13 protein-coding genes and 1 pseudogene are annotated in these 19,701 nt (G+C 56.6%); 2 read left to right on the top strand and 12 right to left on the bottom strand.

The window, feature by feature from the left end:
- Window positions 1-207 (bottom strand): annotated as a pseudogene (locus tag C1722_RS16340) (hypothetical protein); the annotation flags it as partial.
- A gap of 214 nt (window positions 208-421) precedes the next feature.
- Here C1722_RS16340 and C1722_RS16335 point away from each other — a divergent pair.
- Window positions 422-1,903 carry a helix-turn-helix domain-containing protein gene (locus C1722_RS16335; RefSeq protein WP_180995326.1) on the top strand — a complete coding sequence of 494 codons (1,482 nt, stop codon included), beginning with the start codon at window positions 422-424 and terminating at the stop codon, window positions 1,901-1,903.
- Window positions 1,904-1,992: 89 nt separating this feature from the next.
- Here C1722_RS16335 and C1722_RS16330 read toward each other — a convergent pair whose 3' ends face one another.
- The 8 genes from C1722_RS16330 to C1722_RS16295 form a co-directional block, all read right to left on the bottom strand.
- Window positions 1,993-2,988: an LCP family protein gene (locus C1722_RS16330; RefSeq protein ID WP_102380369.1), complete on the bottom strand. Its 996-nt coding sequence runs from the start codon at window positions 2,986-2,988 to the stop codon at window positions 1,993-1,995.
- Between the two features lie 74 nt (window positions 2,989-3,062).
- Window positions 3,063-4,139: an LCP family protein gene (locus tag C1722_RS16325; protein WP_102380368.1), complete on the bottom strand. Its 1,077-nt coding sequence runs from the start codon at window positions 4,137-4,139 to the stop codon at window positions 3,063-3,065.
- A gap of 442 nt (window positions 4,140-4,581) precedes the next feature.
- A complete protein-coding gene (gene rfbB, locus C1722_RS16320) occupies window positions 4,582-5,655 on the bottom strand; it encodes a dTDP-glucose 4,6-dehydratase (protein WP_102380367.1) in 1,074 nt (357 codons plus the stop codon).
- Between the two features lie 4 nt (window positions 5,656-5,659).
- Window positions 5,660-6,550 (bottom strand): glucose-1-phosphate thymidylyltransferase RfbA, encoded by an 891-nt coding sequence (rfbA, locus tag C1722_RS16315; RefSeq protein WP_102380366.1) that lies wholly within the window; start codon window positions 6,548-6,550, stop codon window positions 5,660-5,662.
- 283 nt (window positions 6,551-6,833) lie between these two features.
- On the bottom strand, window positions 6,834-7,193 hold the full coding sequence (locus C1722_RS16310; RefSeq protein ID WP_102380365.1) for an EamA family transporter: 360 nt from the start codon (window positions 7,191-7,193) through the stop codon (window positions 6,834-6,836).
- Window positions 7,190-7,474, bottom strand: a complete 285-nt coding sequence (locus C1722_RS16305) for an EamA family transporter (RefSeq protein ID WP_102380364.1) — start codon at window positions 7,472-7,474, stop codon at window positions 7,190-7,192. Before C1722_RS16305 ends, C1722_RS16310 begins: the two co-directional genes overlap by 4 nt.
- A complete protein-coding gene (locus C1722_RS16300; RefSeq protein WP_180995325.1) occupies window positions 7,450-8,985 on the bottom strand; it encodes a flavocytochrome c in 1,536 nt (511 codons plus the stop codon). Before C1722_RS16300 ends, C1722_RS16305 begins: the two co-directional genes overlap by 25 nt.
- A 338-nt stretch (window positions 8,986-9,323) precedes the next feature.
- Complete coding sequence (locus tag C1722_RS16295) at window positions 9,324-10,844, bottom strand: helix-turn-helix transcriptional regulator (protein ID WP_102380362.1); 1,521 nt, start codon at window positions 10,842-10,844, stop codon at window positions 9,324-9,326.
- Between the two features lie 249 nt (window positions 10,845-11,093).
- On the opposite strand from C1722_RS16295, the gene C1722_RS16290 reads away from it, so the two are divergent.
- A complete protein-coding gene (locus C1722_RS16290) occupies window positions 11,094-12,611 on the top strand; it encodes a GNAT family N-acetyltransferase (RefSeq protein ID WP_341801928.1) in 1,518 nt (505 codons plus the stop codon).
- Window positions 12,612-12,766: 155 nt separating this feature from the next.
- Here C1722_RS16290 and C1722_RS17065 read toward each other — a convergent pair whose 3' ends face one another.
- The 3 genes from C1722_RS17065 to C1722_RS16275 form a co-directional block, all read right to left on the bottom strand.
- Window positions 12,767-12,916 (bottom strand): DUF5679 domain-containing protein, encoded by a 150-nt coding sequence (locus C1722_RS17065; RefSeq protein WP_180326546.1) that lies wholly within the window; start codon window positions 12,914-12,916, stop codon window positions 12,767-12,769.
- Window positions 12,917-16,353: 3,437 nt separating this feature from the next.
- Window positions 16,354-17,634 (bottom strand): hypothetical protein, encoded by a 1,281-nt coding sequence (locus C1722_RS16280; protein ID WP_102380359.1) that lies wholly within the window; start codon window positions 17,632-17,634, stop codon window positions 16,354-16,356.
- 59 nt (window positions 17,635-17,693) lie between these two features.
- Window positions 17,694-19,701 (bottom strand): ATP-dependent DNA helicase (locus C1722_RS16275; protein WP_280522958.1); only part of this gene is annotated, 2,008 nt, incomplete at its 5' end.

Genomic DNA, 19,701 nt, shown 5'->3' with positions numbered 1-19,701 from the left:
CCCGACGCCCCCCACGTCGACCCCCCCCATCCCGGCAATTTCGTATGCCGGGGCCGCATGGCCGGCCTGCCCCGCCGCGTTCGCCTGATTGCCGCCGTCCGCACTTCCCTGTCCGCCTGCGGCGCATCCCCCCAGCACGCCCGCAGCGCCGAGCACGCCCGTAGCAAGCGCACCCTTGAGAAAATTCCTTCGATCTAAGGTATGCATGTGATTCCTCCGTTTCGGTTTCCCTGATCCCTATTGCGCTTCGGATGGCAACCGCCTCGAAACGCAACCGAAACGATTCTTCCACGACCGCAAAATATCATGTACCGTTGGTCGGGTGATATCAGGTCGAAAGCTTCACCTGTTTTAGATGAGCAGACACGGTGACGTTGCGCTACTGTATGATTGGGTTGATGTACGCCGTGCGAGAGGATCCATGAAAACCGTCTCCATCGAAATACCGGCAGCAAAGATGTCGATCGATCCGATCCTCAGCATCGGTTTGGGTCTTCATTGGACATGGGTGTTCTGCATCATGTTCGCAACGGGCCGTATCCTCGATGCGCCGGTCGAGAGATATGGCTCCTCGCCGCTCGCAGGATTCGCGCTCGGCGTGTTCTGCACGATCTGCATCACGTTTCTCGCCGTCGGGGTTTTCGGTGCGGGCATCGAACCTCTCTCGCGCAGAAAGCGTACGATCACCGTCGTAACCGTTATGGGCATCGCGGCCACCGTCGTCAGGTTCGCCTCCACGACGCTCGATTCGTACGAGACAATGTACGCTACGGGGCTGGTTGCAGGATTGTTCGGGGGAATAGCAACCGGATACCTGCTCATTTGCTGGGGCTTCGCCTACCGCAAACTCGACAACAACTCGGTTGCCCTCAATGCCGCTATCGGATTGTTGCTTTCCGTCGCGCTGTACGTCGTACTTCTCCTGTTCAACAGTCCCATGATGCTTATCGCCGCCACGGTTCTCTCGGTTGCCGCAGAAGGCGCCCTGTGCTTCGCTGCTCAGAAAACGCTTCCCGAAGAAACGGCACTGCGCCCGTTCTCGCAGCGCAAAGAAAGGCTTCGCCGCTACGCCAAGCCGGCGTTCCTGAGACTTGCCCTCATCCTGACGATTTTCGGATTCGTCGATAGTACGCTGCGCGAGCTCGCACTAAGCACCTTCAGCGCCGGCCAAGCGGCTCCCGATTCGCTCGTGGGCCTGTTCCTCATTGCGATCGGGTTTATCGCGCTGTTCTTTTTCGTCTACCTGGTCATGGAGGCACGCTCGTCCGAAAACGGCACCTACTCTTTCGCAACCCTGTTCGTGGTGGGCGTCTCGGTAGCGCTCCTCTTTTTCATGAGCCCCTCGCTCGGATTCGCCTACCAGTTCGTATGCGCTGTCGTCTACCTTCTGTTCGAACTTCACGTATGGGTGCTCCTGACCCATATCGCCCGCGACCGCAACGTCGCACCGAGTATCCTGTACGGGTTCGGTTTGTTCTTTCTCTTCGTCGGTCAGTTCTTGAGCCCTATTGCCAACGGGTTCGTAGCTTCGCTCGCCCAGCCCCTCCAGCTGGAGAGCGTCACCGAGCCCATTCTCCTCATGCTCGCCTTGCTGACCGCAGTTGTTCTGCTCGCCACAGGAAACGCGCGAAACGGATCGCTGTTCGACGACGAGCGCGTCGATGCGCCGGGCTCCCTCGACGGCGAACGAACGAACCGCGTCGAGATCATAACGGACACCTACCTGCTGACCGAGCGTGAAAGCGAAATCCTCTCCATGCTGGTCAAGGGAAGGAGCTTTGCGAAAATCAGCGAGCGCCTCTTCGTATCGGAGAACACCACGAAAACCCACGTGAAAAACATCTACCGTAAAACCGGCGTCCATTCGAAGCAGGAGCTCATGGATCTGGTGGATGGGGCGTAGAACGTTCAACCCACAAGTAAACTACAGCCCCCGTCGCATTGCTTGACGGGGGCTGTTGAAGAATTGGGTTTTCGGTACCCCAGATCGCCCTATTCAACCGGCACGATTGTGGGCAGCGGAACGACCGTAGTAGGATCGCCGCCTGCATCGACGACCTTCATGACCTCGCTCCAGGTGGCCTCGTCGCGAGGAATGAGCCAGAGCCCGCCGGCATTGTCGTCGAAATCGCCCGTGTAGGGGCCAGTGCCCGACACGAACGTTATCTCGCTCGCATGCTCCACAAAATTAGTAACGGTTGCCTTGAGTCCATCGGAAGGCCAATTGGTCTTCGTGTGATCGGCAAGCGCCGACAACGCCGTCAGCAGATTTGCGGGATCGGCAGCGACTTTATTGATTGCAACTTCAACGATCTGGCGATCTTGTATCTGACGACAGGCGTCCAAATCATACGCATACAGCTTGCGGACGCGAGCCAAGACGAGAGACTCGGCCCCATCGAGATCCTGCGATCCAGCAGACAGAGCAATGTCGTTGCCGCCGACAATATCCTGCAGATGCATGTCGATCGGCACATTCGCCGTAATGCCGCCTAACGCGTTGATGAAGTTTTCGAATTCGACGAAACCGGTGTCGAAGTAGTATTTGATTTTCACTCCGGTAAGGCTCTCGACTTCCTTTGCCAGAGCCTCGATTCCGCTGATACGATACACTTCGTTGATCTTGTTCGCGTAGCCGTCGATATCAACCGTCGTATCGCGGGGAACCGTAACGAGCGTAATCTGATACGTTGTCGGATCGATGCGAGCGAGCATTATGGTGTCGGATCGACCCGCTCCATCGGCATAATCCGCCTTGTCGATCTCAACCGTTCCCGTACGGGAATCGTTTCCGACGATAAGCACGTAGAACGGCTCCGTTTCGGCTCCTGCAGCTTTATCCGTCGAAGCCTCTTTCATAGCATCGACATCGCTGGTTTTCTCTTCCGGCTTCTCCTGCTGACAGCCCGCCAACGCCAAAGCAAAAACGGCACAGAGGGCAACTACCGCCACTTTGAGCCAGCGCTTCATGTCTTTCGCTTTTTCCATAACCTCATATCTCCCTTTACGCATCAAAACGGAACGCATAGATGCACGGTACGCTTATAATTCGTTTGGATATTTTAAGCCGCCGAAGGAATTATGGCAGTACTATTCACATCAAGACCACTCGGATCTTCTCCCGAATCGACAACGGACATGAGATTCGCCCAACCTTCGGGGTTTTCGTAGCACAGCCAAATTCCACCTGCGGCTTCGTTGATGTCGCCGTCAGTTGGACCTGTGCAGCTATATATCGTCATACTTCCCGAGCCGCCAGCGTATTCCAGTGCGAGAGACACGAGATCAGAAGAGTTAAAATCGGTCCCGACGCTCTCGGCAAGGCTGAGCACCGTATCCGGCAGCTCGTAAAACGGCTTCTCGAGAACCTTTGTGATGATGGCCTCGAGCAATGTTCTGATGTTGTTTTGGCGATGGGCGTCCTGATCGGTTTCGTATTCGTGGCGGGCACGCGCGAAAATCTGCGCTTGCTGCCCGTCGAGCGTTTGCACGCCAGGTTCGAGCGTGATCCACTCGCCCGTAAGCGCATCCTTGTACGACAACTCAACGGGAACGTCGACCTCAACGCCGCCGATCTTATCAACAAGCTCCTGGAACTCTGAGAAATGCACCTCGGCATAGTGAGATATCGGCACTCCGGTGATTTTCGATACCGCCTCGATCGAATAAGCCGCTCCCCCGATGTTGTAAGCCTCGTTCAGCTTAACGATGGAGCCATCTTCGAGGGTCAATGGCGTATCGCGCGGAATGGACACCATGGTAACTTGCTTATTCTTCGCATCAACGCGAACGAGGATCATCACATCGGAGCGCTGGTTATCGCCCGATTCGTCTTCCCGCGATGAAGTGTCCGACCCTTCCCGCGAATCTGAACCCAGAAGCAGCATATAGAACGGCTTCCCCGATATCGGGGAAGCAAGAGCATCGTTTACCGCTGCGTCCGTCTGATCGCCCATGGAAAACCGATCGTCAAGCTGGCCCGAAAACCAGAAAGCGTAGGCGCCCACCGCGCATACAAAGCAAACGAGCACCGACGCGGCAACGATGAGCGCCTTTTTCCATGGGGCCATTTTTCGTTTATGGCTTTTATAGTTCGGATTGCCATCGCGGCGATAGCGAGCAAGCTGCTGGTTATTCATCGCCTGCTGCGCCGCACCGTGCCCTGATCGGGCGTTGGCGGCCGATCGCGTTGCCGCAACCGAAGCACTGCGAGGACTACCCTGGTGACGGGTAGTGCCATGACGGCCGGTCGATGCTTTGCGCTGGGCATCCACCTTGTCCCGATCGCCCGACGAGTCCCTTCGGCCTACCGAAACCGTACCGCTAGGCGTTCGACCTTGAGGCACATTACGGTGTGCGGCATCGGACCGAGGGCGACTCGGTTGCTTTCTCGAGTGCGCACCCCGCCGAGGATTATCACCTGATCGTACGTGCTTTGCCGCCACTGGTGCCTTCCTGAATTAGCAGTATCCACGGAATAATAGCATAGGAGCAAACCGCTCTTGATTTTTCCAAGGGGAATTCACGCATAGCGCTGCTCGGAACACCGCCGATCAAGCGTATCGCTGCAAACCTGCAAGTTTATTTTTTCTTCGAGTACATCCTGTCATAGTATTCTCGATACGCTCCCGACGTTAAGTTATCGACCCATTGCTCGTGGTCAAGGTACCACTGAATGGTTTTCACAATACCGTCTTCGAACGCAGTTTCGGGATACCAACCGAGATCGTTCTTGATTTTATCAGGAGCTATGCCATATCGCCGATCGTGACCCTTGCGATCCTGGACGTAGACTATGAGGTCTTCGGAAATCGCGTTATCATTCATGGCCCTACAGGTTTCTTCGATGATGGTGCGGACAATAAAGTTGTTCGGACGCTCGTTATGGCCGCCGATGTTGTAAACCTCGCCAACTTGCCCGTTATGCAAAACCATATCGATAGCTTTGCAGTGGTCTTCAACGTACAGCCAGTCACGTACGTTCTCGCCATCACCATAGATCGGCAATTCTTTGTGCTCGATAGCATTGTGGATCATGAGAGGGATAAGCTTCTCCGGGAACTGAAAGGGGCCGTAATTGTTGGAGCAGCGGGTAATATTGACTGGCATCCCATACGTATCTCCATATGCCATTACAAACATGTCGGCCGCAGCCTTACTCGCAGAATAAGGGCTATGGGGATTGATCGGAGTCGTCTCGCGGAAAAACGCAGTCGGATCATCTAAGGGAAGCGAACCGTACACTTCGTCTGTTGATACCTGAAGAAACTTCTGATTCCCGTATCCTCCATCGGCATGCTCCCATGATGCCCTGGCGGCATTGAGAAGATTAACAGTGCCCATGACGTTTGTTTCAGCGAACACCTCGGGCGTCTCGATAGAGCGGTCAACATGGCTCTCCGCTGCAAAATTAACCACATAGTCGAAATCGTAAGCATCGAAAAGCCTCTGGATACCGGCTTTGTCGCATATATCGGTTTGTGAGAATACGTGGCGAGGGTCGCCTTCGATAGACTTGAGGTTTTCCAAGTTCCCCGCATAGGTGAGCTTGTCTACGTTAACTACAAGAACATCCTCATAGCGGCTCAGGAGATATAGAACAAAATTACTACCGATAAAGCCTGCGCCACCTGTAACCATATATGTTTTCTGCATACTCTTACCCTCTTACTGGACTATCGATTTCATCGTTCGCGACTCTTTGGAGATATTCGCCATAAGGCGATTTGCCGTACTTCATCGCCGACTCAAGCAAAGCCTCGTGGCAAATCCAGTTGTTCCGATATGCAATTTCTTCAAGCGAAGCTATTTGCAGATGTTGGGAGTTCTCCACCACCCGAACCAATTCGGCAGCTTCGAACAACGAATCCATCGTGCCTGTATCAAACCAGGAATAGCCACGACCCAAAGTTACAACGTTGAGCGACCCATCCTCTAAATACATTTGATTTAGGCTGGTTATCTCGTACTCGCCTCTCTCAGAAGGCTCCACCTGCTTTGCAAATTCGCAAACGCGGCTATCGTAAAAGTAGAGCCCGGTAACCGCAAAATTCGAACGCGGAGTCTTCGGCTTTTCTTCAATGGAGATCGCTCTTCCATCCATGTCGAATTCCACCACCCCGAAGCGCTGAGGATCGCTCACGTAGTACCCGAAGACCGTTGCTCCCCTATCCGAATTCGATGCTCTGACAAGATGCTTGCCTAAACCATTCCCGTAGAAAATATTGTCGCCGAGGATAAGAGAACATGCACTTCCGGCGACGAACTCTTCTCCGATAACAAAAGCCTGCGCCAAACCGTTGGGTTCAGGCTGCTCTGCGTATGACAACTTGAGTCCAAACTGAGATCCATCCCGAAGCAAACGCTTAAAGTTCGGAAGATCTTGCGGCGTAGAGATGATTAGAATCTCGCGAATGCCTGCAAGCATTAACGTCGAAAGGGGGTAGTAGATCATCGGTTTATCGTAAACTGGCAGAAGCTGTTTTGATGTAACGGTAGTCAGCGGGTACAGCCGCGTCCCCGATCCCCCGGCCAGAACAATTCCTTTCATACCTTTCCTTCCGTTCAACCCACAGAGCGCTTTGCTAAACACGTTGAGTACTTATTCCATGCGTTGCTCTCATAATACCAGTTAACAAATGGCAAAGCAGAGGAACAAACCTTTTCCAAGAGCTTTCGAAAGATTATCTCATTGCATTTATAGAACCAACGCTTCACGATTTTTCGTATCGCGCGTAGTTGCCCGCTCAACTCGAGCGCGCTGAATACGCGAATGCTTAAACCCAAAGACAAGCTAGGCAGAATCACTAGCGGTAATGCCTTCAGGCGATATACTATCCTGGGATACCAAATGAATATATCACTATGCCCAATAGAATCAGCACCAACGCTAAGAGCTTTTTCTTTGTAATACGCTCTTTAAAAAAGACTACACCAAATATGGTTACATAAATGTAACTCGTTGCCTCGAGCACGGGCCCAAATGACAGCGGGACAACCCTATACGCAACGATGCACATCAATGACGCCAAAAAGAAAAGAGTGTAAGCAAATATAACGGAAAAATTGAGATACTCTCTAGCCTTTGACTCATATGTTTTAGCGGCTGATTTTTTAAGAATAACTTGAGAAACCGAGCTGATAAACGTACCGAGCAACAGCACTCCAGCGTACAGAGCCATCGTCAAGCTCACGGCAAAGCACCTTCTTCGCCTTCAACTGGTTGGCAGCCATCCTTTTCTTCGTCCACATCTGCATGGGAGAACAATACTACGCCAGCGATAATAAAAACTGCTCCGATTACTTTTAGCGGAGTAACAGGCTCCGAAAAGAACAGAGCACCCCACACTATGCCCCATACTACCGTAACGGCTTTATTCGAAAAAGCCGACGTAAGAGGCATGCGCTTCAAAATCTGCTGCCATCCGATAGCATATACTCCAAGAATCGCTAAAACGCCACCGTATAGCAACATAAACTGTAGGCTAAGAAACGGCAGGCTCCGTGCACGCCGCCGGTCGCCTCGCCCGCGGCGTAGAAGCCGGGGATGGGGTTCAGGTCGGCATCGAGCACCTGGGCATCCATGTTGGTTTTCACGCCGCCCATGGTGTGATGCACCTTCGGCCAAATACGGGTGATATAGTAGGGACCCTCGCCCAAGGGCTTCGCATCCTCGGGGATCATCTTGCCGAATTCCTCGTCGTTGCGGGCCTCGACGTACCCGTTGTAACGGTTGAACTGCGCCATAAACTCTTCGGCGGGAAGGTCGTATGCGGCAATGACATCCTCGATCGTGTCGAACTTCTTCGTGATGCCGGCGTCGATTGCAGGCTGCAGGTTTGCATCGTAGTTCCACTTGGGAATGTTCTGCTCGTCGACAACCTGGATCAACGGCACGCCGTTTGCGACGATCGCATCTGAGTACACGCGACGGTCGGCGAGCTCGCTGACGATACGCTGACCGGTCTGAGGATCGATGCTCATGCCGTAAGCCACATTGGCATCGATGTAGCTCGGGCCCTTGCCGTAGCCGGTCTCGTCGGGGCTGCACCACGGTCCAAGCTGAATCCAATCGAGGTGCACCGTAAGGGCGCCCGCTTTCATGGCCGCCGCGAGCGCTTCTGCCGTTGCGCCATCCTGGTTGGTGCAATCGACGGTTTCACCGAGGCGCGGATCGTGCTGGGAGCGCCAGGTGACGTCTTTTCCGAAACCGCCGCTGGCGAGGACGACGCCCTTCTTCGCCTTGATGTAGAGGGGGTTGCCCGTGGTGGGATCGTTGCCTTTGGCCTTCTCGTTCACCTGAACGCCAACCATGCGGCCGGTTTCGTCGCGGAAGAATTTCGTGACCATGCGGCCGGTCTTCATGGGAACGCCCATTTCGTTAAGCTTTTCGGTCAAGGGAACGGTCATGGCCGACCCGTGGCCGATCTTGGGGTGGATGGTGCGCACCGTGTTATGGCCGCCGTAGGGAATCACGTTGATGTTGCCTTCTTCGTCGGTATCCCATTCGACGCCAAGATCGCTCTGGGTCCATTCCCATGTTTCGTTCGACTTCTCGGCAAGCACGCGGCACTTTTCTTCATCGTTCAACCCAAGGCCCGCCGCCATCATGTCGGCAACGTACTTGTCGACCGAGTCTTCGATGCCCTTAGCCTTTTGCGCAGAGGACATGCAGACGGCGAAGTCGCCGTCGGCAATGGCCGAATTGCCGCCCGTCGTCGGCATCTTCTCAACGACCATCGTATCGGCACCCGCCTTCGACGCCTCATAGGCAGCCGCGAGCCCCGCATAGCCGGAACCGATAACGAGCACTTCGCATTCCTCGTCCCATTTCTCGGGAAGACCCGCGCCTGAAACCGTCGTCGCGCTCGCAGAACCCTTCTGCTGAGGCGCGCAACCCGCAAGTCCAGCCCCTGCTACCATAGCGGCAGCCGAACCGATCGCGAAAGTTTTGAGGAATCCCCTTCTGTCCAGCGATGTTTCCATGATCCTTCTCCCTTCGAATCCGTCCCCTGTTACTGAGTACCGGCGCTTCTTCTGCACGCCTTGCGCCGTTTTGCGCATTGTGTTGAGGACGGTTCGAATCATAGGAGCGAAAGCAGGATACCGTGTACCTCCAAAGGGACTATTTGCCCGTTTCCGCTTGTGGCACAAAAGGAGGTATATTGGTGTTTCTGCTGGTCAGATAAGGTTGATATCGTACGACCGCCGCACATGGAAATACAGCAGGCCCACGAGGCACCTCGGATATTACCGAACAGATGTTTCACGTGAAACATCCTCGACTCTCGATGCGGAGGCGCTTGCTCGCGTTCTTGCGAACCCTATGCGGGAGGAAGCTGCCCCTTCCACACCAGATCGAGCAATTCCTGACGGGAGTGGATGCCGAGCTTCGCATAGCAGCGGCGCAGATGGGTTTTCACCGTGTAGTTCGACAGATAGAGCTCCTCGGCAATATAGACGGCACTGCGGCCGCTCGCATACATCATAAGGATTTCGCTCTCGCGCTCGGTGAGCCCCGCGCCCTCTACCGCTTCAGCGAATTTTCGTTCGTAGAGATTCGCGTCATCGACCTCGACAGTCCCACCAATCGGACCGCTCGCTTCCGCAGCCGCACCGGTTCCCGCACCGGATGCGGCAACATGCAGCACCGGCACATCGCCGATACCCGCAGCGCGCACTTCCTCGTCCGCCTCGAAGGGGGTCGTCTCCGCATTCTGGCGTTTCAGAATGATCGCGACGGTAACCAGAACGCCGATGAACAGCGCCCACAGTCCCACGATTGAAACGAGATTTGCCGTTGCATCGGAAATGCCGACCGAATTCGAGAGCAGTTCCACCGAACCGCGGCCGCACAAAAGACCGAGCCGCATCGAACCGAGTCCGAACGCGAACATGATGAGGGAATTCGCCTTGCTCTCGTATCCCTTCCACGCAAAGACGATCCAGACGAGCTGTCCGAAGAAATTGAACAGCGCAAGCGGCAGACCGTTCGCGAAGAACGACTGCCCCTCGAGCACCGCACGAGCCATAAGCACCGTCGCCAGAGCGAGCGGCACCAACACGAGTACGCGAAACTGCATGCGCATGCCGTCGCGCAATACGTAGAGCAGCAGCGCCACCGATACGGCGATCGTCGCAACCTGCGCTTCGGGCGATACGATGTAGCCCGACGCCCCCTGCACGATATCCATCTGCATGATGCTGCCGAATATGAACGAGAAAGCCACGGTCGCGATCACCGGCTCCTTCACGCCGAGCAGCAGCGTGGCGAAACCCGCCGGTTTCTCGTCGATCGCGTAGCGCTTCTGCTTCGAACCGAAGTCGAGGCGTGCAAGACAGAATCCCAGGATGATGAGCGAAGCGAGCGGGAACAGCAAGCGCAACCCCGTCATCGCCGGCGAGTTATCGGTGGTGAACGAGAAGAGGAGCGAGCACGCGCTCCAGATGATATAGGACCCGATGACGAGCACCATCGAAACAGACGGCTTGAACGAGGCGAAGCACACGCCCCAGCATAGGTTGAGCAGTGCGAGCGCCATGTACACCACCACCTGCAAAGCGACGATGGCCCCCGCAGGAAGCTCGGTTACGTACAGCAGCGCACAGCAAACGACCACGATGGCAAAACAGATTGCGTACAAACGCTTATTCGTATAGGCACGCAGGCGGTATACTATATAGCCGCCTACCAAATATGCAAGCGTCTCTGCGGCAAGCAGATAAAACGGGGTCAACCCGAATCCGAAGAAGTTAGGCGAGGGAACCTGCAGCACGACGAACAAGCCATCGCCGATGATAACCGCCCACAGCAGCCAGCGCGGATATGATGAATCCTTTAGCACGTGCCCTCGTCCCCTGTTCGCTTCATTCTCGAAGCAGCATGGAATAGCCTCGCGATCTCGAAAGCACAGTATACCCGTTTCTGCGGGTCAATGCTTGAACCACCGCAACGTTTAAAACGGCAAACAAGCCGCTTGCCGCAAGGTCGGAGAAACAATGGACAGCACTATGCGCCCCGTGCAACAATGCGCTCATCGCGCTGGTCAACTAAGGGCGGACCGCGATGCATTCGGCGATTTCGGAGGTGTTCGGTGCGGCAGAAACAGGCAAACCACGTGATGCGCGGCATACTCTGCGCGGCAGGCGGTGGAATCTGCTGGGGTTTCTCGGGAACCTGCGCACAGCTCCTCACCTCCGGGTTCGATATTCCCGTCGCATGGATCACCTGCGTGCGTCTGCTTTCGGCCGCAGCGATCTTCCTCGTCATCTGCATCGTAAAAGACGCGAAGAGCCTTCTCGCGGTATTTCGCGACCGATCATCGCTTATCCAGATTGCAGGATTCGCGCTGTTCGGCGTTCTGCTGACGCAGATGAGCTACCTCACGACGATTTCGTACACCAACGCGGGAACGGGAACGGTTCTCGAACGCCTGGGGCTGCTCGTCATCATGGTGTACGTATGCGTTCGCGTACGGCGATTGCCGAAAGCGCGCGAACTCATCGGGTTGGTTCTCGCCATAGCAGGTACGTTCCTCATCGCCACCAAAGGGCACTTCGATTCGCTCGCCATTCCTCCGGAAGCTCTTTTCTGGGGCGGAATGTCTGCAATAGCCCTCGCCTTCTATACGCTGCTTCCCGTCAAGGTGCTGAAAAAATGGGGTAGCCTGATCGTCACCGGGCTTGCGATGCTGATCGGCGGCATTGTGGCCACGATCGTTGTCAGGCCGTGGACCATATCGGTAACGATGAACGAATCGGTAGCGGTGGTTATGGCGCTCATGACCGCGATTGGAACCGTTGCCGCCTACATCCTCTATCTGCAGGGCATCACCGATGCGGGACCCGTACGCGCAGGTTTGGTGGGATGCATCGAGCCAGTGTCGGCAACGTTCATTTCCGCCGTCTGGCTCCATACGCCCGTCGCTCCCGTCGACATCGTCGGAGTCATCATGATCATCGTGATGGTGGTGCTCGTCACCGATCGCGGCGAGGATCCGGGCGACGCGGGCGACACCCCCTACGACGGGTCGAGCGACGACGTTCCCCTTTTCGAAGGGCGGGCATCGCTGATCGGCTATTACGGTGCACGCAGGGCAGTGCATGATGATTACCAACGCATCATGCAGCTGTTGAATGACGGGCATCGCTCGCTCAAAGAGATGGGCATTGCCGAAGGGCTGAAGAAGTACCCTTCGGCGAGACGGGTTATGAAGAGCATCGAGAACAAGACGTGCTACGTCGTCGCCGATGAAGATGAGATCATCGGGATGTTCGCTGTCGAGACCAACGGCGATCCCCATTACCAGCTCGCGCTCGAGGGCCAATGGCTTGTGCACGGGAACGGCGATGTCCCAGTGTATGCGGCGCTCCATTGGGTGAACGTTGCTCCCGAAGCCAGAAGATGCGGTGTGGGATTTTTCATCCTTGGGGAAGCCGAGCGCATCGCGCGGGAAGCAGGAAAAGAAAGCATCTGCGCCGACATCTACCCCTCGAACGAACCGATGAGAACGATGCTGCTCAAGCACGGCTACCTTGAATGCGGATCCATCCGCATCAAAGACTACCTCGAACGCGAAAAGCAGCGGGCCGTGTTCGAAAAAATCCTGTAGCTCTTCGGTGCGCCGCGATCGTCTCCGAGACAGCCGCAAAAACAAAGCCTTTTCGCAATGCCTTTTCGGGAAATGAAAAACGGCGATCCGAAGATCGCCGCCCGATTGCTATGTTCTTATCGTATCAGATCGAACAGAGCTATGCGTAAACAGTGCTACTTGGCAGCGCCGATACGGCAGATGGTGGTGCCGCAGTCGGGGCAGGTGCCCTTGGTGATCGGCTTGCCGTTCTTCGTGGTGCTCTCGACGGGATTCTGCATTTCCTTCTTCGCCTTGCACTTCACGCAATATGCTTCGATTGCCATGGTTGTTGAACCTCTCTGTTCGTTCCTATGGGCCCGAGGGCCCTCTTTCATCTATGACTGCATAGGTCGCACTCGCGTATATAGCTCTATATAGCTTTGCTCCTAGTGGTCATTGCTGCGGCCATTATACTGCAAGCACGCATAATACCAGCAGATTCGCCCTGCCGTCCACTATATATTCTTGAGTAATTCCATAACGAAATCCGAGTTTCGATACAGCGTATCCGGGTCGATGTTCTCGAGCACGTCATCGCCCTGTCCGAAGTACGCGGGCTTCGATCCGTCCATACCGACGATGCTCATCGCCTGGAATCCATGGCGCAGTGCGACCGACGAAGCGCTCTCGGACCATTTGATCGATGCGGTCGACGAATCGATGCCCGTCGCCTGGCTCGCTTTCTTCATGTAGCGCTTCATGCGAGAAGAAGCGGAGACCCTGCGGTATTTGCCCTCTTTCTCGATGAGGCTCAAATCGCCTGCACCGAGCGCATTGAGGTTGATGATCACCGATCCTCGCAGTTCAGTGCCGTGTTCAGCAAGAAATGCCTTCATGCCAGCGTTGCCGGCAAGCTCCGACCCGAGCGCCACGAACCACACCTCGACGTTCACATCGGGATTCCGGAACTGATAGACTTGCTGCAGCTCGTCGGAAACCTGCGCTTCGGAAGAAACCTGCGAAGCGACAGGCGTCTCTCCTTCGTCGAGCGCCTCGTCCTGATCGACAAGACGGCGGCGCGAGAACGCTCCTCCTTGCCACGGACGGTTGCCTCCGTTTTCAAATTCGTCATCGTCGAACTCGTCGATTTCACGATCGCCTCCGTACGCCGCGTTTTCGTCGAACTCGTCGTATTCGCTGTAACCGTCGGTTTCATCGAAGGAATCATCCTGCTGGAAGCTCTCCCATCCGCCACGCGCTGCGCCCACGCTGCGCGCTTCGAAGTTCTCATCCACATCGAGCCATTCCTGCGGGCTCACTTCCTCTTCCTTCTTTTTCTTGCCGAACCGGTCGAAGAAGCGGCGTACGCGTGATTTCGGCATCTCGACGTAACCCGGGCCGGCAAACGCCCCCGTCTCCGTAAGGCCGCTCTCGTAGTCGGAATCGTCTGCGTCGTCGACGTAGATCTCGTCGGGATCGACGTTTTCGATCAGCTCATCGCCAACCGGCGTGAATGCTCCCGTCATACCCATCGAAGCGAACGACCCGGCTTTGCTGACGCTCCCGGCTGCCTGCGTGCCCTCATCGGTTGAGGGCTTGCGAATCTCGCCGCTCAAGGAGGGCAGCAATCCTAAATCGGGCTTCGGGGAAACCGCTTTGTCTTGATGCGCTTGCGCGGGGTCTTTGCCGTCTTTTTCGGCGGCGATCTCCTCGGCTCCGATAGTAGGCAGCATGGTGAGCAAGCTCTTGGCGGCGACCTTCGAAGATTGCTCCGCTTCGGCGAGCGGAGCGCGCTGCTTGCTCATCTCGATCACGGGTGGCAGGTTGGTAGCCGACATGCCGATATCGGGAAGGACGATCGCAGGCTTCGCTTGTTCGGTTTCGATGGGCGGGATGGGCGCTATAGGCGGCACGTTTCCAGCCACCTGAGCGCGTAAATCGCTCACATCGATTGGGGGCATTGCCGTGGTCGATCCGGGCGCCGCGCTGCTTTGCTGCGCTGCGTCCTGCAACGGAATGGGCTGCGCCGACACCCAGAGCTCGGGCGCATCGGGCAATCCTGCAGAAAGGTTCGCGGCGTCCGCCTGCTGGTTTTCGCCAAACTGCTCCGGCACGGCAACGCCGTTGCCGGAAGCCTCGGATTGCATCGCCGCCTCGGGCGCAGGAGGTGCCGTCCGGGTTTCCAGAAGCCCTTCGCGCATCTGCTTGAGGCGTCCTTCGGTCTCGGCGTCAACAAGACGGTTCGCCTGGTTGAAGTGGGACGAGCTTTCGGAAACGGCCGCGTCGAGCGCATCGGCGTAGCGCGAGCGGTGGATTTCGCCAGGCTGCGCGCTGCGCGGCTTCTTGGCGTTTTCTTGAGCCTTCTTGAACCAATCGGGCACCGAGGCATCCGCAGCCGATGAAGAATCCGGAGAAACGACGCTGCCCGCAATCGCGGCGGCCGCCGCAGTACCGGCTGCCGCAACGGCAGTTCCCGCCGCCGCACCGCTATCGGCCACTTCGNTCGCGGCGGCCGCCGCAGTACCGGCTGCCGCAACGGCAGTTCCCGCCGCCGCACCGCTATCGGCCACTTCGCCCTTCCCCCCCGCTGCAGGAGACAGCATCTCGACGACAACTTGGGAAGGAGCCCCCTCGGAAGGAACTCCCGCAAGGGCTTCGCGGGTTTCATCGCGCTGCTCCTTGATGTCTTCTTCGGTCGGCTGCCCGATCGGCGCTTCTTTCACCTGCACGAGATTGCTCGCTATATCGCGAACGGGTTCGCTTTGGGACACGGGCTGACCCGTGAGTGCGGCAATGGCCGCCTTGGCGGAGGCAAGACGATCTTCGGGCGTTTGCGGAGCGGGCTCGGGAGGCTGCATCTGCGCTGCCTGATACGCAAGCTGTGCGCCTTCGGGAACGAGACCCGATGCGATGGCCGCCTCTTCCCCGTGGACAACGGTACCGTCGGCTTCGGCACGCGCGGCCAATTCGGCGGCGCTCACTCTACCCCTGCCGATCCTTCGCGCAACGTCGAGCAACACGGCAGTGCCAGCGGCGTTTGCGTTGGCCGCCTCGTTGTACGCCGCGAACTTGTGAACGATAGCGATGACGAGAGGCAGCGCTGTAAAGAACAGACCGATGCCGATGAGCACGAAAAAGACGATTGCCGTCACACCTTCGGCATGGAGGAAGAAGACGTTTCTCACAATAAGGAGGATTGGAATGAGTACAATGGAAACGAGCAGCGCCCACTGGATGAAAGGCAGAACGCCCAAAATGGGCGCTTTAAGCTCAGGTTGCACTTTTCCACTGTCGTAGCGCGCTACAAGAATGACCTTTCGACGGCGTGCCCCGCCTGCGTCGGCGGAATAGCCGGGTTCGTATTTGGCCACGACGTTCTGACTCACACCGCGAGCAAGGAACCGCGAGATGATGGGCTTGCCACCTACCTCGAGCACGTAAAGAATCGCAGAGAGCGCGGTAAGGACCATCGCGGGGATGGCGAGAACCGGCAAAAAGAGCGAGGCGAACGCGATAACGAATGTTATGGCGCAGCAGATCGCGCGGGGGGTCTCGGCGTTCGAAGCGCTGTTGAAATCCTCTATCACAGCCGAAAGGCCGGCGTCTTTTTGCATCTGCTCGGTAATGTAGAGGGCGGCTTGCTGCTCCTCTTCAGTCCCAGCAGGACGAGGACCGATTTCTTGCGACAGATACGCAACATGATCCATTAGTTCTGGCATACGCGTGCCTTTCGTTTTTCATCTGGTCGTTTGCAGGTAGGCATACAGTAGGTAAGTATACGCTATTTGCCGTTTGACCCCAAATAATCACGAATAAATGCATCTGCGGTTGATGCGATGGAGCGCGCTTCGTTGTACAGTTTTTCAGATTGCTCAATATCGCGCAGGTATGCGCTTTTCACCAGCTCCGATGGATTGTCGGGCAATGTTTGCGCGAGCTCGGCCGCCTCCTGGTCCACCGCGTTGTACGCGTCGTTTTGAGATGCAGCCGTCTCCTTATCGTAAGCAAGAATCGCATCATCCGACGCAATGGCGTATTCCATGGCGGCGATTCTCTTTTCGATGTAGTCGATCTGCCCGGAAAGATCGGCGCTCGGGTAGACGGCGGCGGCATCCTGGAATTGAACAAGGGCTTCGCCGAAGAGGTCCCTCGCCTGGACGCTCTTTTCCTTCGACGCCTCGACGTTTTCCATAGTCGTATCGGCGATGAGCGCCGCCGCATCGCGGGCGAGCGTATCGGCCTGGATCACGTCGGCCCATGCCACTTCGATTGTCTGCGTCGCCTGCATGGCCGAGACGGCGGCGTCCATGATGGACGGCCCTTGTTCGATCATATCGCGACCCGCCGAGATTGCAGCACTGGCGTTGGCCACCGCCTCCTTCTCCTCTGCACGGTTTGCTTCCGACTCGGCGGGCTGCAGCGAACTCTCCGCTTCGTCGAGCAGTGCCGTCGCCTCGGCAAGTTTGTCTTCCACCTCGGTTACCTTCGCCGCGTTTTCGTCGGTCATCTCCCCCGCAACGATGGCATCCATCTCCATGATGATGTCGTAGGCTTGCGTCAGATCGGAAAGGGAGGTTTCAAGATACGACACCCGCTCGTTGTAGGCGGTATATTCCTTGTACAGAAACGAAGCGCCCGCCCCTGCGAGCCCGACAAGGGCTACGGCGACCACGGCGACGGCCAACCCGTTGCGCAAACGACGGCGCGTTTTCCTTCGGGCTATCTCATCGACAGGCGGTTCGTATTGCTTCTTCGGTGTTTCGGGAACAATGGTCGCAGGAGTCGAAAGTTGCGAGGGCATTCCGACGGGACCCTTGCTCGAAAGAGGCAGCGCCTCTTCTTTCTGCGGAGTCGTGTGAGGCTTCTTTTTCCCCGGCAAGGTGAACAACGGGATACCGCCGAAACGCGGCATCTTCACCTTCGAATCGCGCCCCTCTTCCGCATCGGCTGCGTTTTTCGCAGCATCGAGCACGCTGAAAGACAGCTCGTTGGAGGTTCCCTCGGTATGCCGCTTGATGTGCGCGGCGTGCGAAAGCTTCGTATGCTTGTTCTTGCGACTCATGGTTTGCCTATTGTACGGTATTACCCCGCAGCGGACGGATCACGACACAGAATCGGCTGCTATTCTGCGAAAGGCGCACCGTCGGATCGCGCCGCTTCCCGAGCGATGCATTCGACCACTTCGGCGGTCGTACATACCTTGATCGTCTTGCTGGGAAGCGAATTGAGAAACGCCTTTCCGTACCCCTTGGTTATCAATCGCTTGTCGGCGAGGATGAGCGATCCCGAATCGGTTGATTTGCGAATAAGGCGTCCTGCCGCCTGTTTGATTTCAAGCACCGCAGCGGGCAGCACGTAATGGCTCCACGCATGGGAGTCGCGATCGGCTCGCTCGCATGAAAGCGGATCGGTCGGTTTGGAAAACGGCAGTTTGGGAATGACGACGCCCTTGAGCGTCGCGCCCGGCGCGTCGAATCCTTCCCAGAAGCTTTTCAGAGCGAAGAGCGATAGGTGCTCGTCGACGAGGAAATCATCGCGCAGGCCCTTGACCGAGACGCCCCATTTCTGGCAGACGAGCCTCAGATCATCCGCTTTGAGAACGGGATATACCACATCGAAACAGCGTTCCATCTCTTTGCGGTTCGTGAAAAGGGTGAGCATCGAACCGTGCTGCGCACGGTGGATGCCGATGAGCAGATCTTGCAGGGCCTCGAGATAACCCGATGCATTCGGCTCGGGCATGTCTTCGACGACGTATACCGTCATCTGCTCATCAAAGTTGTAACTCGAAGGCAACTCGCGCATCGAAGTTTGGGAGAATTCTGTTCGATTAAGGCCGAGCGCCTGCTCGAACGCCGAGAATTTGCCGTCGACCGTCATGGTCGCCGAAGCAAAGACCACCGAATGGGTGTTCGCATACAACGTCTCGTTCATCTTATCGCCCACATCGATGAGCAGCGCCTGCAGCGTTTCGGCAACCCGATCGTTCTTTTTCGAAAGCGAGGCCGCATAAGCGTAGGTCTGTGGGGCAACAACGAGAATCGTATCGGCGGCGTTGATCATTTCCTTGAGCGCGATGGCCGTCGAAGCAATCTCTCGCTGCAACTCCGCCGCACTGTCGAGATCCTCGAGATAGGCGACGATGTCCTGACATGCTTTTACGAGCTTCTCCGCCTTGTCAGAAAAAATCTTGCCGTACGAGCAGAGCGTTGCAAACGTATCGCTGTTGCGGATTTGATCGTTAATCCACAGCTCCACGAACTCGTAGCCTTTGCTCTTGCTGCTCGGATCGAAGTACAGCAGATCTTTCATATGAGCGGTGAACTCACCTGCCGCCTGCTCGAACTCCTTGCCCGCAGCCCGCGCTTTCGCTGTAAGGGCGAACAGCAACGTTGATCCATCGGGCGCTTCGCCTAACCTGCGCTCGGTTCTGATGAACACGTTGCGCGATGCATCGTCGGCAGCTACGCGAGCGGCCGTTCTCATAATCTCCTCGGCCGACAAGTTGATTGAAAACGCCTTGCGCGCTTCGGCTTCCGCTCCGTGGGCCTCGTCTACGACCCAATAACGGATCGGAGGAAGCAACCCCCCGTCTGCAACCAAATCGCAAAACAGCAGACTATGGTTGGTTACCACGATATCGGCCGATTCGGCCCGGCGGCGGGCTCCGTGAACGAAGCACATCGCCCCGAAGAACGGGCATTTCCGTCGGAGACAATCGGTACTCGAGGTGGTGATGGTGTAGCGCGGGAGCGCTCGGTAATCGATTTTGAGGCCATCGATGTCATCGTACTCGCTCTGCTCGATAAAGGAGAGAAGCCCCGCAAGCGAGGGAGCCTGTAAAACTTCCTTTCCGGCAACAGTGCGAGATTTCGGGCCGGTCGTCACGATGCGGTTGATCTGCCTCAAACACGGATAATGCGAGAAACCCTTCAAAGCGGCGTAGTCAATGCCGAGCTCCGATGCAGAACCGTCGGGTTTCATCTCAGGTGTCGCTTTGCCTCGTTCGCCGTCAGCCTCATCAGCACCCGGCTTGGTGCATGCAGGCGCTATGCCATCGTCCTGGATGACGCTCGGCAAAGCAACTTCGCCCTCGCTTTGCACGGTCGCCTGTTTTTTGAGTGCCTCG

Source organism: Raoultibacter timonensis (assembly GCF_900240215.1).
In the GTDB taxonomy this organism is placed as follows: domain Bacteria; phylum Actinomycetota; class Coriobacteriia; order Coriobacteriales; family Eggerthellaceae; genus Raoultibacter; species Raoultibacter timonensis.
The sequence above is the reverse complement of the archived record's forward strand: the minus strand, read 5'-3'. Positions and strand labels throughout refer to the sequence as shown.